The organism is Xenorhabdus miraniensis, from assembly GCF_002632615.1.
In genome coordinates this window covers 1-19,710 of record NZ_NITZ01000023.1, presented here as the reverse complement: position 1 = coordinate 19,710, position 19,710 = coordinate 1, and the positions used below count along the sequence as shown (strand labels likewise).

The window sequence follows — 19,710 nt, the reverse complement described above, 5'->3', positions numbered from 1 at the left end:
ATGTTTAGATTATTGGGGACTTATTGCGTCAAAATTTTCCGTTGCCAATCAGGCACGTTGTCTGGTTGGACGAATGCGAAAATCATCGACATGGACATGGGCAGGCAGTTCCAGAGCGAAATGAATAACATCCGCAATATCTTGAGCGTGTAAGAAAGGCCCTTGCTCGCGTTCTATCTGTTCGAACCATTCCATATTGTATCCAGCGGTAGCCTGAAACTCTGAATGGACAAAACCGGGTTCGATTAATGTGACACGAATGAGTTTTCCGCACAGTTCCTGGCGTAGTGATTCAACTAAAGAATGCAGGGCAAATTTAGTGGCGCCGTATACGGGATTTCCGGCTGATACGGTACGGCCGACCGTTGAGCCTATCACAACAATGTCCCGGACTCTGGGTTCTACGAGTGCTTGTTGCGAAAACAGGGCTGCACAAGAACGTAATTGGTGCATGGCACCTAATAAATTGATGTTAATGAGATCCTGCCATTGCCCTGAATCGGAAGTCGTCAGTGTCCCCGGCAATCCTCGCCCTGCGCTCAATACAAAAGCAGTAGGTGCCTGACCGATTTTTTGCTCTGCCAGTGAGTGGAGTTGGTCATAATGGTTGTTCTCAGTCGCATCGGCACATAGCCCCATAACATTGTGGCCCATTTGCTGATGTTCTTCTTCGATTTGACGAATACGCTCAGCTCTGCGGCCACTGAAGACAACGTCGGTTTGGTTTTGTGCGGCGAGATCTAACACTGCTTTGCCCATGCCAGCGGTAGCACCAGAGATAGCAATAACTTGATGGTTTTTCATTATAACGCTCCTAAAGTTTCAGAATGACAAGCAGTGGCTTTTTCTTTTGTTGAATGAATCAAGAATGGTTGGATAACGTGCTGATCCAGCAAATGTTTGATGAATTTCTCGACCCATTCCCGATCAAGTTGTTTGAATTGAATACCGTGACGCTCTAAGTGCGTCAGTGTTTTCCTATGGTTGAATTGGATATTTCGATTACCCCGTGCTGACCAGAAGTAGCCGATGGCAATATCCTTATGATCTAACCTGCCTGATTGACGGAATAAGTGTTCCAGAGAAGGGCTATTCACCTTTTCGATTTGAGCACCACATCGCTCCAGTACCTTAATAAACGTTTGTATTGGTAATGCGTATTCAGAATCCAGATGGAAAGTTCCACCATTTAGAGATGTGTCTAGAGATAGGGCGACTAATCCATGAGCAACGATATCGACTGGACTGAGAACAATTTCCTCATCGTAAGAAAGCGGGATCTGGCCCAGGGCGACAATGCCTTTTAAGCTTTGTACTAAACGGTTCTCTGCGGCATTTCGTTGGAATTTCCCGCTTTGAGAGTGTCCGGTTACATTTCCGGTACGGTAAATAAATGTTTGGCTACCCTGATAAGCGAAATTACGTACTAAAATTTCCGCGTCGTACTTGTATCGCTCGTAGCTGTTTTGAAACTCTTGACCTATTTCCAGACTTGTTTCATCGAAATAGCCTGTCTGTTTACCTTTTCGAGTACCGCTCACGGCGAGCGTTGACATAAAGTGAAGATCTTTGGGTTTGCCGGTTTCCGCAAGGTGAATACAACCTTTTACCGGAGCGAGAATATTGTCATGAGCGGTATTGCCACTGCCTACAAGTTTTGTATCAGCCGCAAAATGGTAGATTGCGTCTATGGTTTGACCTAAAGATTCCCAGACTAAATGAGTCAATCCAAGATTTGGCTGAACTAGATCAGCAGAGAGACATTGAACTCGATCTTTATGGCGTTGCAGCGTTTCTAGTTCAAAGAATACTTGCCATGCTTCTTGTAAACGTTGTTCTGCGGTTGTTTCTGTGCGGGGGCGAATTAAGCAGTGAATGCAGGCATCCGTTTGTTCCAGTAGTTTTTGCAGAACATGGATACCAATGAAGCCCGTCGCGCCTGTAAGGAGTATCTGTTTATATTGACGCTGTTTTTCCTGTTTTGTGCGAGTTAGTAAAGCAGGCAGTGGATTCCAGATAGCGCCGGCAGAGTTGTTGTTATCCAGAATGGGGGGGTGTTTTCCTTTACCGCCCACAGGCATATGACGTAACAAACGAACATGTAAGCGCTGTGCCCACGCTAACATTTGCTCATCATTGTATTGTTGACTGTTAAAATTGATGTCCAGCAATAATTGCTGCTTATACATACGACCAGTGAGTTTTAACTCATGTATGCGGCTATTCGTTGTTCCTCTTAATGATGGGAGAGCAACATCGGCTGGCGTTAACTGCCAGTCATTTCTCATGCCAAGTTTAAATTGCCCGGCATAATTAAAGCAGAGTGCTGCCGGAGCGGTACTTGTTATTGTTCTTGGCAACAGACCATAAGCTGTACCCAGATGAGGGAGTGCGTTCATCCTGTCGTTGACGATAGAGACTAATGTGTCATCTGTTTCTTTAGTTATGTCGAATGTAAGCGGGAAAATGGATGTGAACCAACCAGCCGTACGTGATACATCAATATCAGAGCGCAGTGACAAACGACCATGACTCTCTACATCCACATTGATAACTGATTTTCCGTTGAGTTGCGCTGCTTCTTCAAGGAATGCAGCCAGCAGATATCTGTCCAGCGTGCAGTTCCATTTCTTGGCTGCAATTTGATTAACATGACTGGATTCCTGTTCAGTCAGGGCAAGCCATAGTGTTTTTGAATCTTTTTCTTGTCCGGGATTTAATTCCGTTATTTCCATCTGTGGCTGTGATTGCCAGTAATGGAGGTCATTAACGAATGAATTCCGTTCAGATTCCAAATGTTGACACCAGTCATTAAACTGGCTGATATTGAACGACTTTGTTGAAGTTTCCAGACCTGCTTCAACTGCGTAATGCCTTATCAGATCATCTAATAGCAATCGCCATGTAATGATATCAACGACTAAATGGTGAGCGATCAACAGTAAGATTGATGGACCGTCGCAGAAATCAAGCAGGGTAGCGCGACAAAGTTGACCTGTGTGAAGGTCTAATTGTGATTCCAGCCTTTGATAAGCTTCACGCACGGCTGATTCTCTTTCTGACCAAGAGCGGACAGGCGTGTTATCGTGGAGCCGTTCGTGGATAAATAGCTGTTGGCTGGTTTGGCCGGCAATAAACTGCCATTCTTGTAACTCATTACAGAAGAAGCGTGCAGTGAGCATGGGGTGCTCTGTAGCAAGCTGCATGAACGCAGTATTCAGTTTGTGGTGGTCAAGTTTGGTACCGGCTTCCAGAGCGAGTGCCTGAGTCCAACGGTTCGGCTCCTTCATATTTTGCCGGAAGAACCATTGCTGTGAAGGAGAACAAGAAGTTGCTTCACTGTGTTTCTTACGTTGAGTTGTTTTATGATTATTCGAGTTGCGTAAACTCGTCAACACGCCTTGTACCGAGGGTTGGGCAAGAAAACTATGTGCGGTGAGAGGATAACCCTGAAGCTGTAAATCGGACACCAGTTGAATAGCATCAAGCGAATCTCCTCCTAATTGGAAGAAATCATCATTTATTGTGAATATCACGCCTTGAAGCTGTTTTTTAAATGCGCGTATAACATCTTGTTCGCATTTATCGGCAAGGTTACCGACAGGGCCTATTGATTCTTTAGACTGACGCTGTTCGAAATTTTCAATCAATATTTTCTTGATAGATGCTAAATCTACTTTGCCGTTGGGAGTCATCGGCATACTGCCAAGATATTCGAAGCGGGCAGGGATCATATAAGAAGGGACACGCTCACTGAGAGTATGGCGCATTGCCTCAATATTATTTGCGATGCCTGAGTAAGCACACAATAAATAATCGTGGTTATTGTAACGGTGACAGAAGGCGACAGCATGATCGACACCGCCAAGGTGACGTATTTCTCGTTCTACTGCTTCAAGTTCGACCCGATAACCTTTAATTTTAACCTGTCTATCAACCCTACCGAGAAAATGTAGTGTCCCGTTAGCTTCTTTTCGAACCCGGTCACCTGTGCGGTAATACCGACCGGTATAACCAGAGAGTTCTACAAAGCGCTCCGCACTGGCCTGAGGCAAATTTCTGTAACCTTTTGCTACAGAAGGGCCACCGATGAATAATTCCCCTTCAATGGAACCTTTGTCGCTGAATTCACCATCATTCCTACGTAAAAGAATTTGAGTACACCCGAAAGGTTGACCAATCGGTAATGTTAATTCGGTGGTAGCGTTTAACTCCTGAAGAGAAGCTTGATGGATTGTGACACCGATAGTCGTTTCAGTTGGACCATAGTGATTGACTAAATGTCGTGTTGTCAGTTGATCAAGGCTGGTTTGAGCCAGTTCTGTTTGCAGGGCCTCACCCCCCAACAACAGGTATTCTAAAAGAGGTTCATTATACTTTTGAGCCTGTAGTGCTGTTAGAACAGGTCGCCAATGGGTTGGCGTTATCTTTAAAAACTGGATTTTTTTGTCAGCGATAAGGCGGGCAAGGGCAGCAGGATCTTTTCGTTCTGATTCACTGGCGAGGTATAACGAACCACCAGACCAAAGAGATAAGAACAGGCATGTATTACCTAAATCAGCGGCCAGTGTGCTGACATGACCATATGTTAAATGAGGCGCTAAGTTTAGTTGTTCAGTTAATGAGCGACAATAATGGGTCAGGTTATCATGACTAACCTCAACACCTTTAGGTATTCCTGTTGAACCTGAAGTATATAATACATAGGCTACAGTGTGACCTTCTGGCATTAATGGAAGCCTTGAATCATTCTGGTCAGAGGCTGCTGCACGGTAAGTTATCCAACGGAAACCGCTTTCCTCTGCGAACGTTTCATTATCTTCGTCAGTGATAATGAAATCCGGTTGAATGGCATTCAACCTTGCCATTGTTTCTTGATGATTATTGCCTGCTTCCACAATGGAATAGGCATTGCCTGATCGCATAACTCCAAGAAGCGTTGCAATAATAGCAGGCTGTCTGTTCATTAAAATGGCGATAAGAGAATCAGATTCAGCTAATCGCTGATTAATGGATTTCGCGATATTATAAGAATTGGTTGCCAATTGTGCATAAGTCATGGCGTCCGTTTTAGAATAAATCGCTACCTTATCGGCATTATAAGAAAAGTGATACTCAATTTTTTGCAATAACATTTTTTTCTTTCTGTTCCAGTCGGAAAATTAATAGAAATAGAACTAAGTGATATTTTTAATCACTCAGGTATGTTATTTAGCATCAGCATGATAAATGTAGGTGCTTATGGTTAATAAAAAAGCGCTAATATTTAATTTTGCATATAAAGTCCACCTTGCTTATTTCAGCAATGTATAAGTGAGTTAAAATAATAATTCAGAAAACTTGGTTGATTTTGGATGGCAATAAATAAATTAATCTTCATCGCTGTATTTTAATTATCATACAGCGATGAAAATTATTTTATGATCACCTTCCGGTATAAATTATCCAGTTGATGATGAATGGCAGTTGATTTTGGCCGGAGCTGGGTGTTGTTTGGAAAAGGATCTGATGTTTGTCTTAAGGTTGGATTTAAAGGAATAAAGGTTAAACTTTTCTAACTTATATGAATAGTGAGTTAAAGTGTTTTTGTATTCTTGCAGCCATGAGTGATGAACGCAGGGAAAGAATTTTACATAATGATCTTTCATCATAATCTTGCATAACCTCTATCAGTAACAACAAAGACACAACAGCGATGCAGTTGTGACCAATACTTATAAAACATGCAACATTTAAATCAATTAGTTTACATATTAATAATGTTGTATAACTAATAGTATGTCAATAACTACTTGAGAATATTAAGGTTTTCTGGGTGGAATTTGAACAATTTGAACAGTATAACGGTTTGGTATAATCATTTGCGATAGCATTTGATATGTAATGCCCATTCAGTATCACAGATACCTGAATTATTTTCACAAAACTTTCTTATGTATTTTATTTGTCATAGTTGAGTACGATGTATCCTATTGCGATACTTTTTCCTGATACCGTCAGCAGATAAGTTTTGTGGTAGTTCGTAATTACACGCGACTAATATATTGTTTAATAATATATTTTTGTTTTCAGGTGTTGATGCGTTCTGCCTGTGCTGTCGCCCGGTGATCCATCCAGACAATGATATTACGGTTCGGGTCTTTACTCGGACTGACAGAAATCGGCTCCTTATCTTTATCCAGTACGACCAATGAGCAGGTGGAATCGAAACCGATACCGATACCGATACCGGCACGGGCACTGCCTGTACCGACATCAATACCAATGATAACTTTGTTGCTGTCCTGTCTGCTCTGTACATTATTGTTCATAGTTTCTCCTTCAGCGCCTATCTCTTTTGTGGCTAAAGATCAACGCTGCTTGGCAAAATGACCAGATCACGGATAGTGGTGTTTTTCGGGCGGGTTAGCATATCTGAGCATTCATCATTATTAATAGACCAGAGTAACCACAAGGAAAATTAATGTGACGAATGTCTAAGTTATTTATGAGTAACTTACTAATAATGTGATTATTGTTCAATTTATACATTGATACTATTACTATATGGTCTTAACTGTTATATACATTGTTACGAAAAGTATACTAGTTCCAGAATGGAAGGATAAAAGTATGTACTCGTCTTATGAAGTGTTAATAGTATTAAGAGGTTTCTTCAATATGAAGAAATGGTTTAATATTGATACCGAACTCGCCTTCTTTTTCCCTCAAAAATAATACCTGATTTATTTTCCTCTTTTCATTTTTATTTCGCTTTTTTTGCTCATGCAAAAAGAGTCAGAAAATTTTACTTAAATTATTTAATTTCATATTAAAGGTATTGTTATGGCTAAAAGAATCGTAGAACCGTTCCGCATTAAAATGGTAGAAAATATCCGCATTCCATCAAGAGAAGAGCGTGAGGCGGCATTAAAAGAAGCAGGTTATAACCCATTTTTACTTCCCAGCAGTGCGGTATATATCGATCTATTAACCGACTCCGGAACAAATGCGATGAGTGACCAGCAATGGGCTGCGATGATGACTGGTGATGAAGCTTATGCAGGTTCCAGAAATTATTACGATTTAAAGGATAAGGTAAAAGAATTATTTGATTACGATTATGTTATTCCTGCTCATCAGGGACGTGGGGCAGAGAATATTCTTTTCCCGGTGTTGTTAAAAATGAAACAACAAGAAGGTAAAGCGAAACAGCCTGTCTTTATTTCAAATTTCCACTTTGATACAACCGCAGCACACGTAGAATTAAACGGTTGTAAGGCAATTAACATTGTCACTGAAAAAGCATTTGACTCTGAAAATTATTATGATTGGAAAGGTAATTTTGATATTGAAAAATTAAAAGCCACTATTGCTGAACACGGTGGGGATAATGTGGTTGCTATTGTATCAACGGTAACTTGTAATAGTGCAGGCGGTCAGCCGGTCGCACTGAGTAATTTAAAAGAAGTATATGAAATAGCCAAACAACATAATATTTTTGTAGTCATGGATTCAGCGCGTTTCTGTGAAAACGCCTACTTTATTAAAGAGCGCGATCCTAAATATAAAAACGCAACAATCAAAGAAATTATTTTTGAGATGTACAAATATGCAGATGCATTAACTATGTCAGCGAAAAAAGATCCATTATTAAACATCGGTGGATTGGTATGTATTAAAAATGATGAAAATACCTTTACTTTAGCAAGACAACGTTGTGTTCCTATGGAAGGATTTGTCACCTACGGTGGACTCGCTGGGCGTGATATGGCAGCAATGGTTCAAGGGTTAGAAGAAGGAACGAAGGAAGAATATCTGCATTATCGTATCGGTCAGGTGAAATATCTGGGAGATCGCCTGCGGGAAGGTGGTATTCCTATTCAGTACCCTACTGGCGGACATGCTGTTTTTGTCGACTGTAAAAAATTAGTTCCTCATATTCCCGGAGATCAGTTCCCTGCTCAGGCTGTTATTAATGCACTTTATCTGGAATCAGGTGTGCGTGCGGTAGAAATTGGCTCGTTTCTTTTAGGACGTGATCCGGCAACAGGAGAACAGAAACCTTCTGCTATGGAATTTATGCGCCTGACTATTGCTCGCCGGGTATATACCAATGACCATATGGATTATATTGCAGATACATTAATTGGCCTGAAAGATAAGCTCCCAACCCTTAAAGGGCTTGAATTTGAATATGAGCCTCCGGTATTAAGACACTTTACGGCCAGATTAAAACCTATCAAATAACCATCATTAATAACGGCTCTCGTGCAATACGGGAGCCTTATCCTTATTCTATTAAGGAAAGAACAATGAGCCATTTAATTAATAAAGAGCCCTCAATTATTGTGGGAGGTTTTGTGCTGGGTGGTGCAATGATAGGGGCCGGAATGTTTAGTTTGCCGACCATAATGTCAGGCGCTTGGTTTATTAACTCTCTTTTGGTTTTACTTATCGTTTGTTTTATTATGCTTCATTCTGGAATATATATTCTTGAATGCACATCAAAGTATGGCGCAGGAACAAATTACTTTTATATTTCAAAAGAGTTATTACCAAAGTGGGCATGTTATATTGCTAATGTATCATTGATTTTCGTTTTATATATATTAATGTATGCCTATATTTCCGCTGCTGGATCTGTTATTTATGGCGCTTCACGCCTCTATGGATATAATATCAACCTGAGAGCGATTTTTATTATCTTTTCCATTGTCCTTGGTGCAACCATATGGTGGGGAGGGACATGTGCGAGCCGGCTTACTTCACTATTTCTTTTCATTAAAATAGTGCTTTTTGTATTGGCTTTTTCAGGCTTGTTTATACAAGCAAAAAGTTCATTACTCTTTAGTTTTTCGGTAGAGGGAAGTAACCAGTTAGCATTGTATCCTTTTGTTTTTATTATTATTCCATATGCGATTACTTCATTTGGTTATCATGGAAATGTGTGTAGTTTATATAAAATTTATAATCAGAATGAAAGAAAAGTGGTAAAAAGTTGTATTGTCGGATGTGTTCTTGCGTTGATCATTTATTTACTTTGGATGATCGGCACTATGGGGAATTTACCAAGAGAACAATTTATTACCATTATTAACAAAGGAGGTAATTTAGACGCGTTTATTGATTCTCTTTATACTGTGCTAACTAGCGATTATATCGAAACATTTTTATTATGGTTCTCAATTAGTGCGGTATTTTGCTCATTCTTAGGCGTTGCAATTGGATTATTCGATTATATATTGGCTACGCTTAATTTTAAGGATAATTCTGGCGGAAGATTGAAATCAGCACTGATTTGTTTTACTCCTCCTCTGTTGTTATGTATGTTTTTTCCAAACGGATTTTTAATTGCTATTGCGTATGCTGGTATGGCAGCTTGTATTTGGGCGATTATCTGTCCCGCAGTGATGGTATTAAAAGCCCGAAAAAAATTTTCTGAATTTGGTTTTAAAGTATGGGGCGGTAAGGGGTTAATTTATACAGTCATTGCATTTGGTATATTCGGTATCATTTGCCAATTATTGGCACAGTTTAATTTATTACCTATTTATCACTGATTGATATACGCTGTTAATAAATCTGCGTAAGAATGAAAGTAATCTGCCAACACTCCCGAACATAGGCCATAATTTGGGCGATCGTATATAACAAGTTGGCGGTCAGATAGTCGATAAGGTCTGCGCTTTGCTCGACAGGCAAACGGCTTTCGGAGCCGCCATTTTCAGGGACCTGCTTTTCCTGATTGATGTCGTCATTTCAAATGACGATTCGCGGTGGTTTCATGATAACCGATAAGTCTATTTGTAACAGTGCAGTGTCATAAACCGAACTGAGTCAGCTGGTTTGTTCGTACTGTCCGTTTCGTAACATCCGCTTCGTAACATCCGATCCGTAAATATGAAATCCTCGATCCTCTTCACAGATCTGAATATTTTTTTCTGACAGAAACACTGAAAGTTACATGTATGTATCTAAATTACCTCTTGTTTTTACATTTCTGCTACAAGTTTGACTGAAATGCAACCATTAAATATATTAAATCATAGGTTATATCTTATACATTTAATCTATCAGGAGGTAGCGATGTCAGTACCAACGCTCAGGCATTTCATTAATGGTCAGTATACTGAATCTAAAGGTTCCGAATATTTTGATCTGGTAAGCCCGGTCACCGGTGAATCTTATGCGCGTTCTCCTAACGCGACCGCGGCGGATGTTGATGATGCTTACGCATCGGCCAAAGAGGCGTTTAAAATTTGGGGACGCAGCACTCCCTCGGCACGTCAGCAGGCGTTGTTAGCGCTGGCTGATGCGGTAGAAAAAAATGCTGAACGCCTGATTGAGTCGCAAAGCCGCAATACCGGGCAGCTCAAACACCTGATTGCCTCCGAGGAGATTGCAACATCGGTGGATCATATCCGTTTCTTCGCCGGTGCAGCGCGTTTTTTGGAAGGTAAGGCCACAGCTGAATATCTTTCTGGTATGACTACCAGTATCCGGCGTGAACCGCTGGGCGTAGTAGGGCAGGTTACCCCATGGAACTATCCGTTGATGATGGCGGTGTGGAAGATAGCGCCTGCGCTGGCAGCAGGTAATGCCGTGGTGCTTAAACCGAGCGATACTACGCCGGAGAGTACCCTGTTACTGGCTGAACTGTCCGCTCCGTTCTTTCCTGCCGGCACCTTCAATGTGGTTTTGGGTAATGCCAGCGCGGGTGCTCTGGTAGTTTCACACAAAACGCCGGCTATGGTTTCCATCACCGGTTCCGTACGTGCAGGTTTGCAGGTTGCCTCTTCGGCAGCAGCTAATCTCACCAGAGCGCATCTGGAACTGGGTGGCAAAGCGCCAGTAGTTATTTTTGCTGATGCGGATATAGACAAAGCGGTAGAGACCATTGTTACCGCGGGGTACTTCAATGCCGGTCAGGACTGCACGGCGGCTTCACGTGTGCTGGTGCATGAATCTGTTCACGATATCTTCGTCACTAAATTGGTGGCGGCAGCTAAAGCCACCCGTTTTGGCAATCCAGAAGATAAAGAGGCGCTGTATGGGCCGCTGAATAATATCCGCCAGCTAGAGCAGGTCAAAGGATTCATTGCCCGTCTGCCCGCTCATGCCCGTATCGAAACAGGAGGCCGTCAGGCCGATCGTTCGGGATATTACTTTGAACCTACGGTGATTACCGGTCTGGAGCAGAGCGATGAAATGATTCAGACCGAGATTTTTGGCCCTGTTATCACAGTGCAGAAGTTCCTGACAGAGCAGGATGCTATCGAGAAAGCTAATGATGTGAAATACGGGTTGGCCTCCAGTGTCTGGACCCGCGACCATGGCCGCACATTGCGCCTGTCTCGTGAGCTTGATTTTGGAACTGTCTGGATTAACACCCATATTCCTCTTACGGCTGAAGCACCGCATGGCGGCTTCAAAAACTCTGGGTACGGTAAAGATCTGTCGGCTTATGGTTTCGATGAATATACGCGTATCAAACACGTAATGAGTTCCAACGACTAATACAGGACACCCATAATGAATCAAAATAGATCTTTGCGTGACGGTTCTTCATGGAACAATTCTTTACGAAACATAGTGTCACGCGCGCACCACGAGCTGTTTACTGACCGTGATGTGGGGGCGCTTGAGCGTTATTTTGCGCCGAATTTCATTGAACATTCCCCATTGGTCAAAGATGGCCTTACTGGTCTGCGTGAGCTAGTTCAGACACATCCTGCACTGCACCATGAAACGTATCGCGTACTACAGGACGGAGATCTGGTTGCTATCCACGGCCGTTTTACGGGGTTAGACGATCAGCCGTTGGTCGGTTTCGATCTGTACCGGGTTGCCGATGGTTTAATCGTGGAGCACTGGGATGGCTTAGTGCCGCAGTCTGCGCCCAATGCCAGTGGCCGAACTCAGTTAGACGGCCCGACTGAAACGGGCCATAACCATGACAGAGAGAAGAACCGAGAACTGGTGGTTAATTTTTTCACGCGTACCCTGATCGAAGGGCATTATGATGAGTTTGGAAACTACACCAATGGTGAGGCGTTTCGCCAGCACAGCCCCGATATTCCCGATGGAACAGCTGAGGTCATTGCGTTTCTTAAGCAACTCAGGGATGAAGGGCAGGGCCTGCATTATGCAAAAATCCACCATACAGTAGCCGACGGACAGTTTGTTCTGACCCACTCAGAGGGAAGTATTGCCGGAGCACGTCACAGCTACTTTGAGCTATGGCGTGTTGAGAACGGCAAAGTGGCTGAGCTTTGGGATGCTATCTCTCCGGTGCCAGAGGATGCGCAAGCGCTGCATCGCCACGGTATTTTTTAGCGTTGTATGAGGACATGCTGAAATCTCATGTCATTTCAATCAGGAATTAGAGAATGACGACATATTCTATCGTCTACGCACCACTGGATCAGGCTACCCGGACAGAACAGGTTGTGGAACGTTTAAGTAACGCGATCATCTCCGGGATATTGCAGACCGATGAGCAGCTGCCTAACGAGAACGAGCTATCGCGATTGTTGGGTGTGTCACCGGTAACGGTTCGTGATGCCCTGAACACGCTGCGCGCCAGACAGTTGATCGATACTCGGCGCGGACGTTATGGCGGTAGTTTTGTGTGTCAGGTTCCCGTTGAGACAATGCGGAAATATCACCCGTTGCAGTTGATGGCTTCAGGCGAACTGGCAGATTTCAGCGAATTTCACTGTGCAGTGATCGGTCACAGCGCGAGGCTTGCGGCTCAACGTTCAACGCCGGGTGAACTGAGAAAACTTGGGCAACTGATCGACAGTTTTGCAGCCGCAACGCAACCGGATGCTCGTATACAAGCAGATATGCGCTGTCTGTTAACTCTGGCATCCCAGGCACAGTCGGCCAGACTTGCCAATCAGGAGCTGGAGATTCAGGTCGAATGGGCACCTTTGATGGTGTTTCTGTACCGAGAGACTGCCATTCACAGCGAGGTTTCCGCCGCCTGGCGTACACTTCTGGCCTCTCTGTATCAGGGTGATGACCTCGCTTGTTATCAGTTGGCACAGAAGATGATTACCCGAATTACCGACCACCTGCTTGAATACAAATTGCGTATGGATACTGATGCGCCATTCTTGCAGAGATCTGATCACGAGTAATGTGGCTGCATTCATCCCAAGAGAGGGGGGAGGGATATGTACAACGACATACACGTAGAACGGGCCAGAGGCATTCTGGACGATATCTTAGTCGCGGCGCAGCAGGCCACCGCAGCTCTGGCAGATAAGGCAGCGCGTATTTTATTGGGGCAGCCGTTATATCATACGGAAGGTGTCCGCTTGGCACGGGAGCAGCGCGGCGCATTACAAGAACATATCCACGATGTACTGCGTAACAACGCCTGGTGTAACGGGGCAGGATTTGCCAGCTATGCGGTAACGAAGACGGTTGAGGAGCAGGGAGGTTACTGGACGCTGGAGTGGTGGCGGCAGGAAGGGAATACCATTCAGTATGCACAGCTGGAACATAATCAGGAGCAGCGCCGGCGCTTGGATTTCCGGTTGTTTGAGTGGTTCCGGCAGCCGGCCAGTCGTCACCTTCCCGTCATCGATGGCCCTTATGTGGATTATGTCTGCAACGGCGCCTACACAATTACCATAGCCCATCCGGTGCTTATCAATGAGGCGTTTGTCGGTGTTGCGGCGGTGGATATGCTGGTTTCGACGCTGGATCGGTTACTTCTTCCGGCTTTGGGCGCTATCGGTCAGCCAGCATTAATCATTAATGATGATGCACGTGTCGTGACTTCAACAGTACCGGGAGTACGTTCAGGCTCGCTATTGAAGGGCCAAGACGTTAACCGATCGGCAGATGGAGAAGTACCTTCACTGCGTCTGGTGATTCTACCGTCATCACACACTGAATCACACAGGGCGTTTGTCTGCTGAAGCCCATTTATTCAGATTGCTGAGGAGTTTCTACTTTATGACTGAATCTATGTTAGCTAAAAGGCGCAATGCGGCTATCGCAAAAGGCGTTGGCGTGACCACACAAGTCTATGTTGAACGTGCGGAAAATGCTGAAATCTGGAATGCTCAGGGGCAACGCTATATTGATTTTGCAGCCGGTATCGCCGTGGTGAATACAGGTCACCGTCACCCGCGTGTCATTGCCGCAGCCAGAGAGCAGTTGGAACAGTTTACCCATACCTGTCATCAGGTCGTGCCTTATGAAAATTATGTAGCATTAGCCGAACGACTGAACCGTCTGGTGCCGGGTAATTTTGTGAAGAAGACTGTCTTTGTTACCACCGGAGCTGAGGCAGTAGAAAATGCTGTGAAGATCGCGCGTGCTGCTACCGGGCGCAGCGGTGTGGTGGCTTTCAGCGGCGCTTTTCATGGCCGTACCTTCCTCGGTATGTCATTAACCGGCAAAGTTACGCCATATAAAATAGGGTTCGGCCCGCTGGTTAGCGACGTTTACCGTGTCCCGTTTCCGGTAGGACTACGCGGTATCAGCGTGGAACAGACGCTGAACGCGCTGGAGGATCTCTTCAAAACCGATATCGAGCCCACTCGTATTGCCGCCATTATCATTGAACCAGTACAGGGAGAAGGTGGTTTCTATCCTGCGCCTCCTGAGCTACTCAAATCCCTGCGCGAAATTGCCGATCGCTACGGTATTGTACTCATTGCCGATGAGATCCAGACCGGTTTCGCGCGTACGGGCAAACTGTTTGCCATGGAACATCATGAAGTTTCGGCCGATCTAACCACGATGGCAAAAGGTCTGGCGGGGGGATTACCGCTGGCGGCTGTAACAGGGCGAGCAGAGCTGATGGACGCTGTGGTGCCGGGTGGCTTGGGGGGAACTTATGGAGGTAATCCGGTGGCGATTGCGGCTAGCCATGCGGTGCTGGATGTGATCGAGGAAGAGAAGCTGGCTGCGCGTGCGACGCAGCTGGGAGAGCGGTTAAAACAATGTCTGCATGAACTACGACCGCGTGTCCCGCAGATCGCCGATGTGCGTGGGCTTGGATTGATGATTGCTGTGGAATTTAACCGTGCGGATAGTCAGGAACCCGATGCCGATTTTACCAACATGGTGCGTCAGAAGGCGCTGGAGCGTGGGCTGATTCTGTTGACGTGCGGTGTACACGGCAACGTGATCCGTTTCCTTCCACCGCTGACCATACAAAATGATGTTTTTGATGAGGCACTCAACATTCTGAAATCTGTGCTGCTCGATCTGAACCGTAAATAGGGAAAGTAATGGTTTAAAACTCAGGGAGTTGTTCCAACGACGAAGTTATCACTTCGTCAACAGACGATGCTGCGTCAGTGTAAGAGTGATGCTGAGTGAGTCAGTGTTTGGTTTGCTCAGCATTTTCCCTCAAATGGCTATTCTGCCGCGTAACCGGAGATAACTGTAACCGAAAATAACTATAACCGGAGACAGCTAAAGAAGGATTAACCCAAAATGCGCGTGGTGGCAGGGGTAAACCGCTGGTTCAAAAGAGAGGATAACAATGCACTGGTATTTAAACGTATTAAAAAATTATACCTGCTTCAGGGGGCGGGCCCAGCGTAAGGAGTTCTGGTATTTCGTTCTGTTTCAGATCCTGGCTGTTCTCATCATTTCTTTCCTGGAAAGGTTGTTTGCTGTTGCCAATCCCGAAATTTATATGGGCTGGTTCAGCGCTATCTATCTGCTGATCACATTTTTGCCTGCACTGGCGGTAAATGCCCGCCGCCTGCACGATATCAACTGTAGCGCCTGGTGGCTACTGTTACATCTTATCCCGTTTGTTGGCACTGTTATCTTACTGATTCTCGCCACTCTGAAAGGGCAGGCGGACAGCAATAAATACAGTTCAGAAAACCGGATTCACTCACAGGGAAATACTCCGGGCCAGACTAACGGGTAATTTCCGGTCATAAAGGAGTGCTGAAATGGCAATGAACAGAAGAGATTTTATCTCTACTGCCGCGACCCTCGCAGGAGCGGGAGTACTCTCATCCATACTTCCTACTACATCTCTGCTTGCCCGGACCTTAACTGCGGTTGATGCTCCGGCCGTCAATATTGACCAACTCCGGCCGACGCTGTTGCAGGATGCACAGCACAGAACAAGTCGGTTAGGGTTAGATCCGCGCATCTGGAGTTGGCATAGAGACATGGGTGCCAACTCCATGCCCGCCAACTACTATGAGGCCTCTTTGGCTGATTGGCCGGCTTTTGGAAGTTTTTCCAGAGATCAGAGCTGTGAGGTTGTAGTCATTGGCGGCGGGTTGCTGGGTGCTTCCACTGCATTGCATCTTGCTGAAGCGGGCGTGGATGTGATTCTGGTTGAAAAGGATAATATTGGGTCGGGAGCCTCTGGCCGTAATGGGGGGCAGATAACCCCCGGAATTGCCCGCTGGGCAGCTGAAACCATACTGGAGGAATTTTCACCCGATGAGGCCAAACGCTTATGGCGCTTTGCATCGATTGAAGCAATGAATCTTGTGGATGAACTTCGCGAGCGTTACGGTTTTGAATGTGACCGCAAATATGGTCATATTACCGCAGCGATACATCCAGGCCATATGGGGCCATTAGTCGCTAATGCTGATGCCCGGCGCCAGCTGGGAGATACGGCGGTAAAGGTGATTGGGCCACACGAATTGCAGGAAGAATATGTGCGTTCGAGTATCTATCATGGTGCCAATATCGATAGCATCGGTGGACAAGTTCAGCCTCTGGCGCTGCTGCGAGGCTTGGTTTATGGTTTTGCCAAACTGGGTGGACGAGTCTATGACGGTACGAAAGTAAAGGGAATCAGGCAAGATACCGGCAGTACAGTCATAGAAACTGAACGGGGAGTTATCAGGGCGAGTCAAGCCGTAGTACTGGGGGTGCATGGTTCCACTGGTGAGTTTATCTCCGGCCCTTCCACTACAGTCCCTTTTTTCACCTATGTGGCGGTAACTCCGCCGTTGCCAGTGGAGAGCAAAGAGCTAATCCCGTCGGATTTGCCGGTCTACGATACACAGTTACAGATAGACTATTATCGCACGGTGCGCAACAACCGCCTGCTGTTTGGTGGACAGGGCACCGGTAACTCCTGGTCACCACGTGATGTGAACAATTATTTGCTTGATCGTATCAGAACCGTGTTCCCGCATCTGGAAAAACCCGAACTGGAATACTCTTGGGGCGGGATTAGCGATCTGACCCTGAACGGTGCCACCGATGCCCGTAAAAGTGGTGATAGTGTCCCTGTATATATGGTGCATGGCTGGAGCGGTCATGGAGTAGCGCAGACGGTGCGTATTGGCAAAGCCATCAGCGACGATCTCACCGGGCGCAACCACGACTTTACCATGCTTACCCGCATCGACCACACGAGTATTCCGCTGGGCTCCTATCTCTCTCCGGTGGCTATTCCATTAATTAAAGGCGCTCTGGGTGTGATAAGCACACTTAATCCGGCAGATATCGTTTCGTTCTGAGTGGCTGATTTGCATTAGCTGAGAGGCCGTTATCATGTGCTCTGCACTGCCGTTAAAGTCATTTCCCACAGGAGGCCGGAGAAAAACTCCGGTTCTGCCGTGCCGGAGATTATTGTATATAGAAAACCCCCTGCTAGGCAGGGGGGTTCCGTAGAGCTTTCAGCGATGAAGCGGCTATAAAAACCCCTTTTGATTTGTTAAAACACCTTGCTGTCTGGCAACTGCAAAAGTGAATCAAGAAATCGAAAGGGGGTCCCACAATGAGGGATGAGAAAAGTTTAGCGCATACCCGATGGAACTGTAAATATCACATCGTCTTTGCCCCAAAATACCGGAGGCAGGTGTTCTACGGGGAAAAACGCAGAGCGATAGGAAGCATATTAAGAAAGCGATGTGAATGGAAAAACGTGAACATACTGGAGGCAGAGTGTTGTGTGGACCACATCCACATGCTTCTGGAAATTCCGCCAAAAATGAGTGTGTCAAGTTTTATGGGGTATCTGAAAGGTAAAAGTAGCCTGATGCTTTATGAACAATTTGGCGATCTAAAATTCAAATATCGCCATCGTGAGTTTTGGTGCAGAGGATATTACGTTGATATAGTGGGGAAAAATACAACTCGGATACAGGAATATATAGCTAAATCATATTAATATGACATAATACCTAAACCCTAGACGACAAGGCATAACACGAGATGGGCTACAGTTTAGATTTTCGAAAGAGAGTACTGGCATACAAAGACAAGCATTCGTTGACTTTCGAACAAACGAGTGCCCACTTTGAAATCTCCATGCGCACCTTGTTTCGGTGGTGCAATAAGATAGAACCTTGCATGACCCGTGATAAACCCGCCACGAAAATCCCTGATGCGGTGCTCATTGCGGATGTCCAAAACTTTCCCGATGACTATCAATGGGAAAGAGCAAAACGTTTAGGTGTCTCACAATCGGCTATTCATTACGCCTTGAAACGGCTTCGGATCACCCATAAAAAAAACGTTAAAACACCCTCGCGCTGATCTTCAGGCTCGTCAGACATTTATCGAGCGCATCAGCGACTATGAACGGGCTGGCAGGCCGATTGTGTATTTGGATGAAAGTGGTTTTGCTCAGTCGATGCCACGTCAACATGGATATTCGGAAAAAGGGTTACGCTGTTTTGGTACGCATGACTGGCACGCCAAAGGCCGCATTAATGTCATTGGTGCCATTATCAAAAATACCTTCGTCACCTTAGATGGTGTCGTCATAAAATATTTAACCCGAATTCCGTTTAAGCCGTCATTGGAAAATCGTCTTCTGAGTAGAACACTTTCAGTGATGGCTTCTTCCATTTAAGGCAGTAAGCAATCACCCCACCTAGCACAGTCAACAAAAATCCGTTGATACTTCGGTGGCGCGAGTGTTCTATTTGAGAAATTATTTTTAATTGCCCATTAATCGTTTCAATGATAAATCGCCTTGATAACATCATCTTATCCCATGCAGCTTGCAGGCGGGCTTTCATATTTCGGCGTTTTTGAGTAATGAAAGTGACACCGGTTTTGCCCAAATCCTCCGCGAGCTCTTGACTCAGGTAACCTTTATCACCGTACAGAGATCCTGTTAATTCTGTCGTCAATTCGCGAACGGGCTCCCGATCATCCACATTACCGGCAGTCACTTTCAGCGCCAGAATTTCTCCCTGATGATTGACAAGCAAGTGTAACTTGAAACCATAAAACCATATATGGACGCCCCCGGTTGTGCAAGCATTGAGTCGATACGGTTTGCTACCATATATCCGGCGTCATAAAGGACTTATTTGCCCGCGCCATGATGTCATCCGCACCCTGTTTCCTTCTCAGCCGTCATCGGTATGTGACTACCTAGGTTTTACTCAGGTTATTGCAGGGCCGATAGCCGTTTTTTCATCAGTGTTTGCAAACTCGGTTAAAGCGCCTGTTTCAATTCACTTAATTTAATTAATGGATAGCAAAAGCTTTTTTCATATCATAATCAACCTCATCTGTCAGAATACGCCAGATAATTCGGGTCAGCTTGTTAGCTAAAGCAACGATGGCTTTTATGGGGCCACATCGGGTAATCCGTGTTCTTAGCCACTCGCCTAAAGGGTCATCCCGTTTTTGTACGCCCTGCATCATCGCGCGGGCACCATGAATAATTAACGTTCGGAGATGACGGTTGCCCTGTTTGCTTAGAGAAGAGAGACGGCTTTTCCCGCCTGAACTGTGTTGTCGGGGAAC

At 45.2% G+C, this 19,710-nt stretch carries 17 protein-coding genes and 1 pseudogene; 13 read left to right on the top strand and 5 right to left on the bottom strand.

Annotated features, from left to right (window positions below):
• Nucleotides 1-48: 48 nt before the first annotated feature.
• The 3 genes and pseudogenes from Xmir_RS18100 to Xmir_RS18090 all read right to left on the bottom strand — a co-directional run.
• A complete protein-coding gene (locus Xmir_RS18100) occupies nucleotides 49-804 on the bottom strand; it encodes an SDR family oxidoreductase (RefSeq protein WP_099115524.1) in 756 nt (251 codons plus the stop codon).
• The gene (locus Xmir_RS18095; protein ID WP_099115523.1) at nucleotides 804-5,135 is read right to left on the bottom strand and encodes an SDR family oxidoreductase; all 4,332 of its coding nucleotides are present in this window, start codon (nucleotides 5,133-5,135) and stop codon (nucleotides 804-806) included. Before Xmir_RS18095 ends, Xmir_RS18100 begins: the two co-directional genes overlap by 1 nt.
• Nucleotides 5,136-6,074: 939 nt before the next feature.
• Nucleotides 6,075-6,311 (bottom strand): annotated as a pseudogene (locus Xmir_RS18090) (ribulokinase); the annotation flags it as partial.
• Nucleotides 6,312-6,546: 235 nt separating this feature from the next.
• On the opposite strand from Xmir_RS18090, the gene tnaC reads away from it, so the two are divergent.
• The 13 genes from tnaC to Xmir_RS32870 all read left to right on the top strand — a co-directional run bounded on the left by tnaC (nucleotide 6,547) and on the right by Xmir_RS32870 (nucleotide 18,802).
• The gene (gene tnaC, locus Xmir_RS34565) at nucleotides 6,547-6,717 is read left to right on the top strand and encodes a tryptophanase leader peptide (RefSeq protein WP_099115522.1); all 171 of its coding nucleotides are present in this window, start codon (nucleotides 6,547-6,549) and stop codon (nucleotides 6,715-6,717) included.
• A 108-nt stretch (nucleotides 6,718-6,825) separates the two neighbouring features.
• Nucleotides 6,826-8,229: a tryptophanase gene (locus tag Xmir_RS18080; protein WP_099115521.1), complete on the top strand. Its 1,404-nt coding sequence runs from the start codon at nucleotides 6,826-6,828 to the stop codon at nucleotides 8,227-8,229.
• 65 nt (nucleotides 8,230-8,294) lie between these two features.
• On the top strand, nucleotides 8,295-9,542 hold the full coding sequence (locus Xmir_RS18075) for an aromatic amino acid transporter (RefSeq protein WP_099115520.1): 1,248 nt from the start codon (nucleotides 8,295-8,297) through the stop codon (nucleotides 9,540-9,542).
• A 526-nt stretch (nucleotides 9,543-10,068) separates the two neighbouring features.
• Nucleotides 10,069-11,499 carry a gamma-aminobutyraldehyde dehydrogenase gene (locus tag Xmir_RS18070; RefSeq protein ID WP_099115519.1) on the top strand — a complete coding sequence of 477 codons (1,431 nt, stop codon included), beginning with the start codon at nucleotides 10,069-10,071 and terminating at the stop codon, nucleotides 11,497-11,499.
• A gap of 15 nt (nucleotides 11,500-11,514) precedes the next feature.
• Nucleotides 11,515-12,318: a nuclear transport factor 2 family protein gene (locus Xmir_RS18065; RefSeq protein WP_099115518.1), complete on the top strand. Its 804-nt coding sequence runs from the start codon at nucleotides 11,515-11,517 to the stop codon at nucleotides 12,316-12,318.
• Nucleotides 12,319-12,371: 53 nt separating this feature from the next.
• Nucleotides 12,372-13,127, top strand: coding sequence for a FadR/GntR family transcriptional regulator (locus Xmir_RS18060; RefSeq protein ID WP_099115517.1), 756 nt, complete (start codon nucleotides 12,372-12,374; stop codon nucleotides 13,125-13,127).
• Between the two features lie 36 nt (nucleotides 13,128-13,163).
• Nucleotides 13,164-13,916: a cache domain-containing protein gene (locus tag Xmir_RS18055; protein ID WP_099115516.1), complete on the top strand. Its 753-nt coding sequence runs from the start codon at nucleotides 13,164-13,166 to the stop codon at nucleotides 13,914-13,916.
• Nucleotides 13,917-13,953: 37 nt separating this feature from the next.
• On the top strand, nucleotides 13,954-15,231 hold the full coding sequence (locus tag Xmir_RS18050; protein WP_099115515.1) for a 4-aminobutyrate--2-oxoglutarate transaminase: 1,278 nt from the start codon (nucleotides 13,954-13,956) through the stop codon (nucleotides 15,229-15,231).
• A 265-nt stretch (nucleotides 15,232-15,496) separates the two neighbouring features.
• Entirely contained in the window at nucleotides 15,497-15,895 is a 399-nt protein-coding gene (locus Xmir_RS18045) for a DUF805 domain-containing protein (protein WP_099115514.1), read from the top strand.
• 25 nt (nucleotides 15,896-15,920) lie between these two features.
• Entirely contained in the window at nucleotides 15,921-17,462 is a 1,542-nt protein-coding gene (locus Xmir_RS18040; protein WP_099115513.1) for an NAD(P)/FAD-dependent oxidoreductase, read from the top strand.
• Between the two features lie 260 nt (nucleotides 17,463-17,722).
• The gene (gene tnpA, locus Xmir_RS18035) at nucleotides 17,723-18,115 is read left to right on the top strand and encodes an IS200/IS605 family transposase (RefSeq protein WP_099115512.1); all 393 of its coding nucleotides are present in this window, start codon (nucleotides 17,723-17,725) and stop codon (nucleotides 18,113-18,115) included.
• Between the two features lie 44 nt (nucleotides 18,116-18,159).
• Nucleotides 18,160-18,483 carry an IS630 transposase-related protein gene (locus Xmir_RS18030; RefSeq protein WP_099115511.1) on the top strand — a complete coding sequence of 108 codons (324 nt, stop codon included), beginning with the start codon at nucleotides 18,160-18,162 and terminating at the stop codon, nucleotides 18,481-18,483.
• Nucleotides 18,484-18,547: 64 nt separating this feature from the next.
• On the top strand, nucleotides 18,548-18,802 hold the full coding sequence (locus Xmir_RS32870) for a hypothetical protein (RefSeq protein WP_339373861.1): 255 nt from the start codon (nucleotides 18,548-18,550) through the stop codon (nucleotides 18,800-18,802).
• Here Xmir_RS32870 and Xmir_RS18020 read toward each other — a convergent pair.
• Together Xmir_RS18020 and Xmir_RS18015 are read right to left on the bottom strand one after the other, a co-directional pair.
• Nucleotides 18,738-19,247, bottom strand: coding sequence for an IS982 family transposase (locus tag Xmir_RS18020; protein WP_339373862.1), 510 nt, complete (start codon nucleotides 19,245-19,247; stop codon nucleotides 18,738-18,740). The two genes, Xmir_RS32870 and Xmir_RS18020, sit on opposite strands and share 65 nt — an antisense overlap.
• Before the next feature lie 181 nt (nucleotides 19,248-19,428).
• On the bottom strand, nucleotides 19,429-19,710 hold a 282-nt coding region (locus Xmir_RS18015), incomplete at its 5' end, for a transposase (RefSeq protein WP_145956923.1).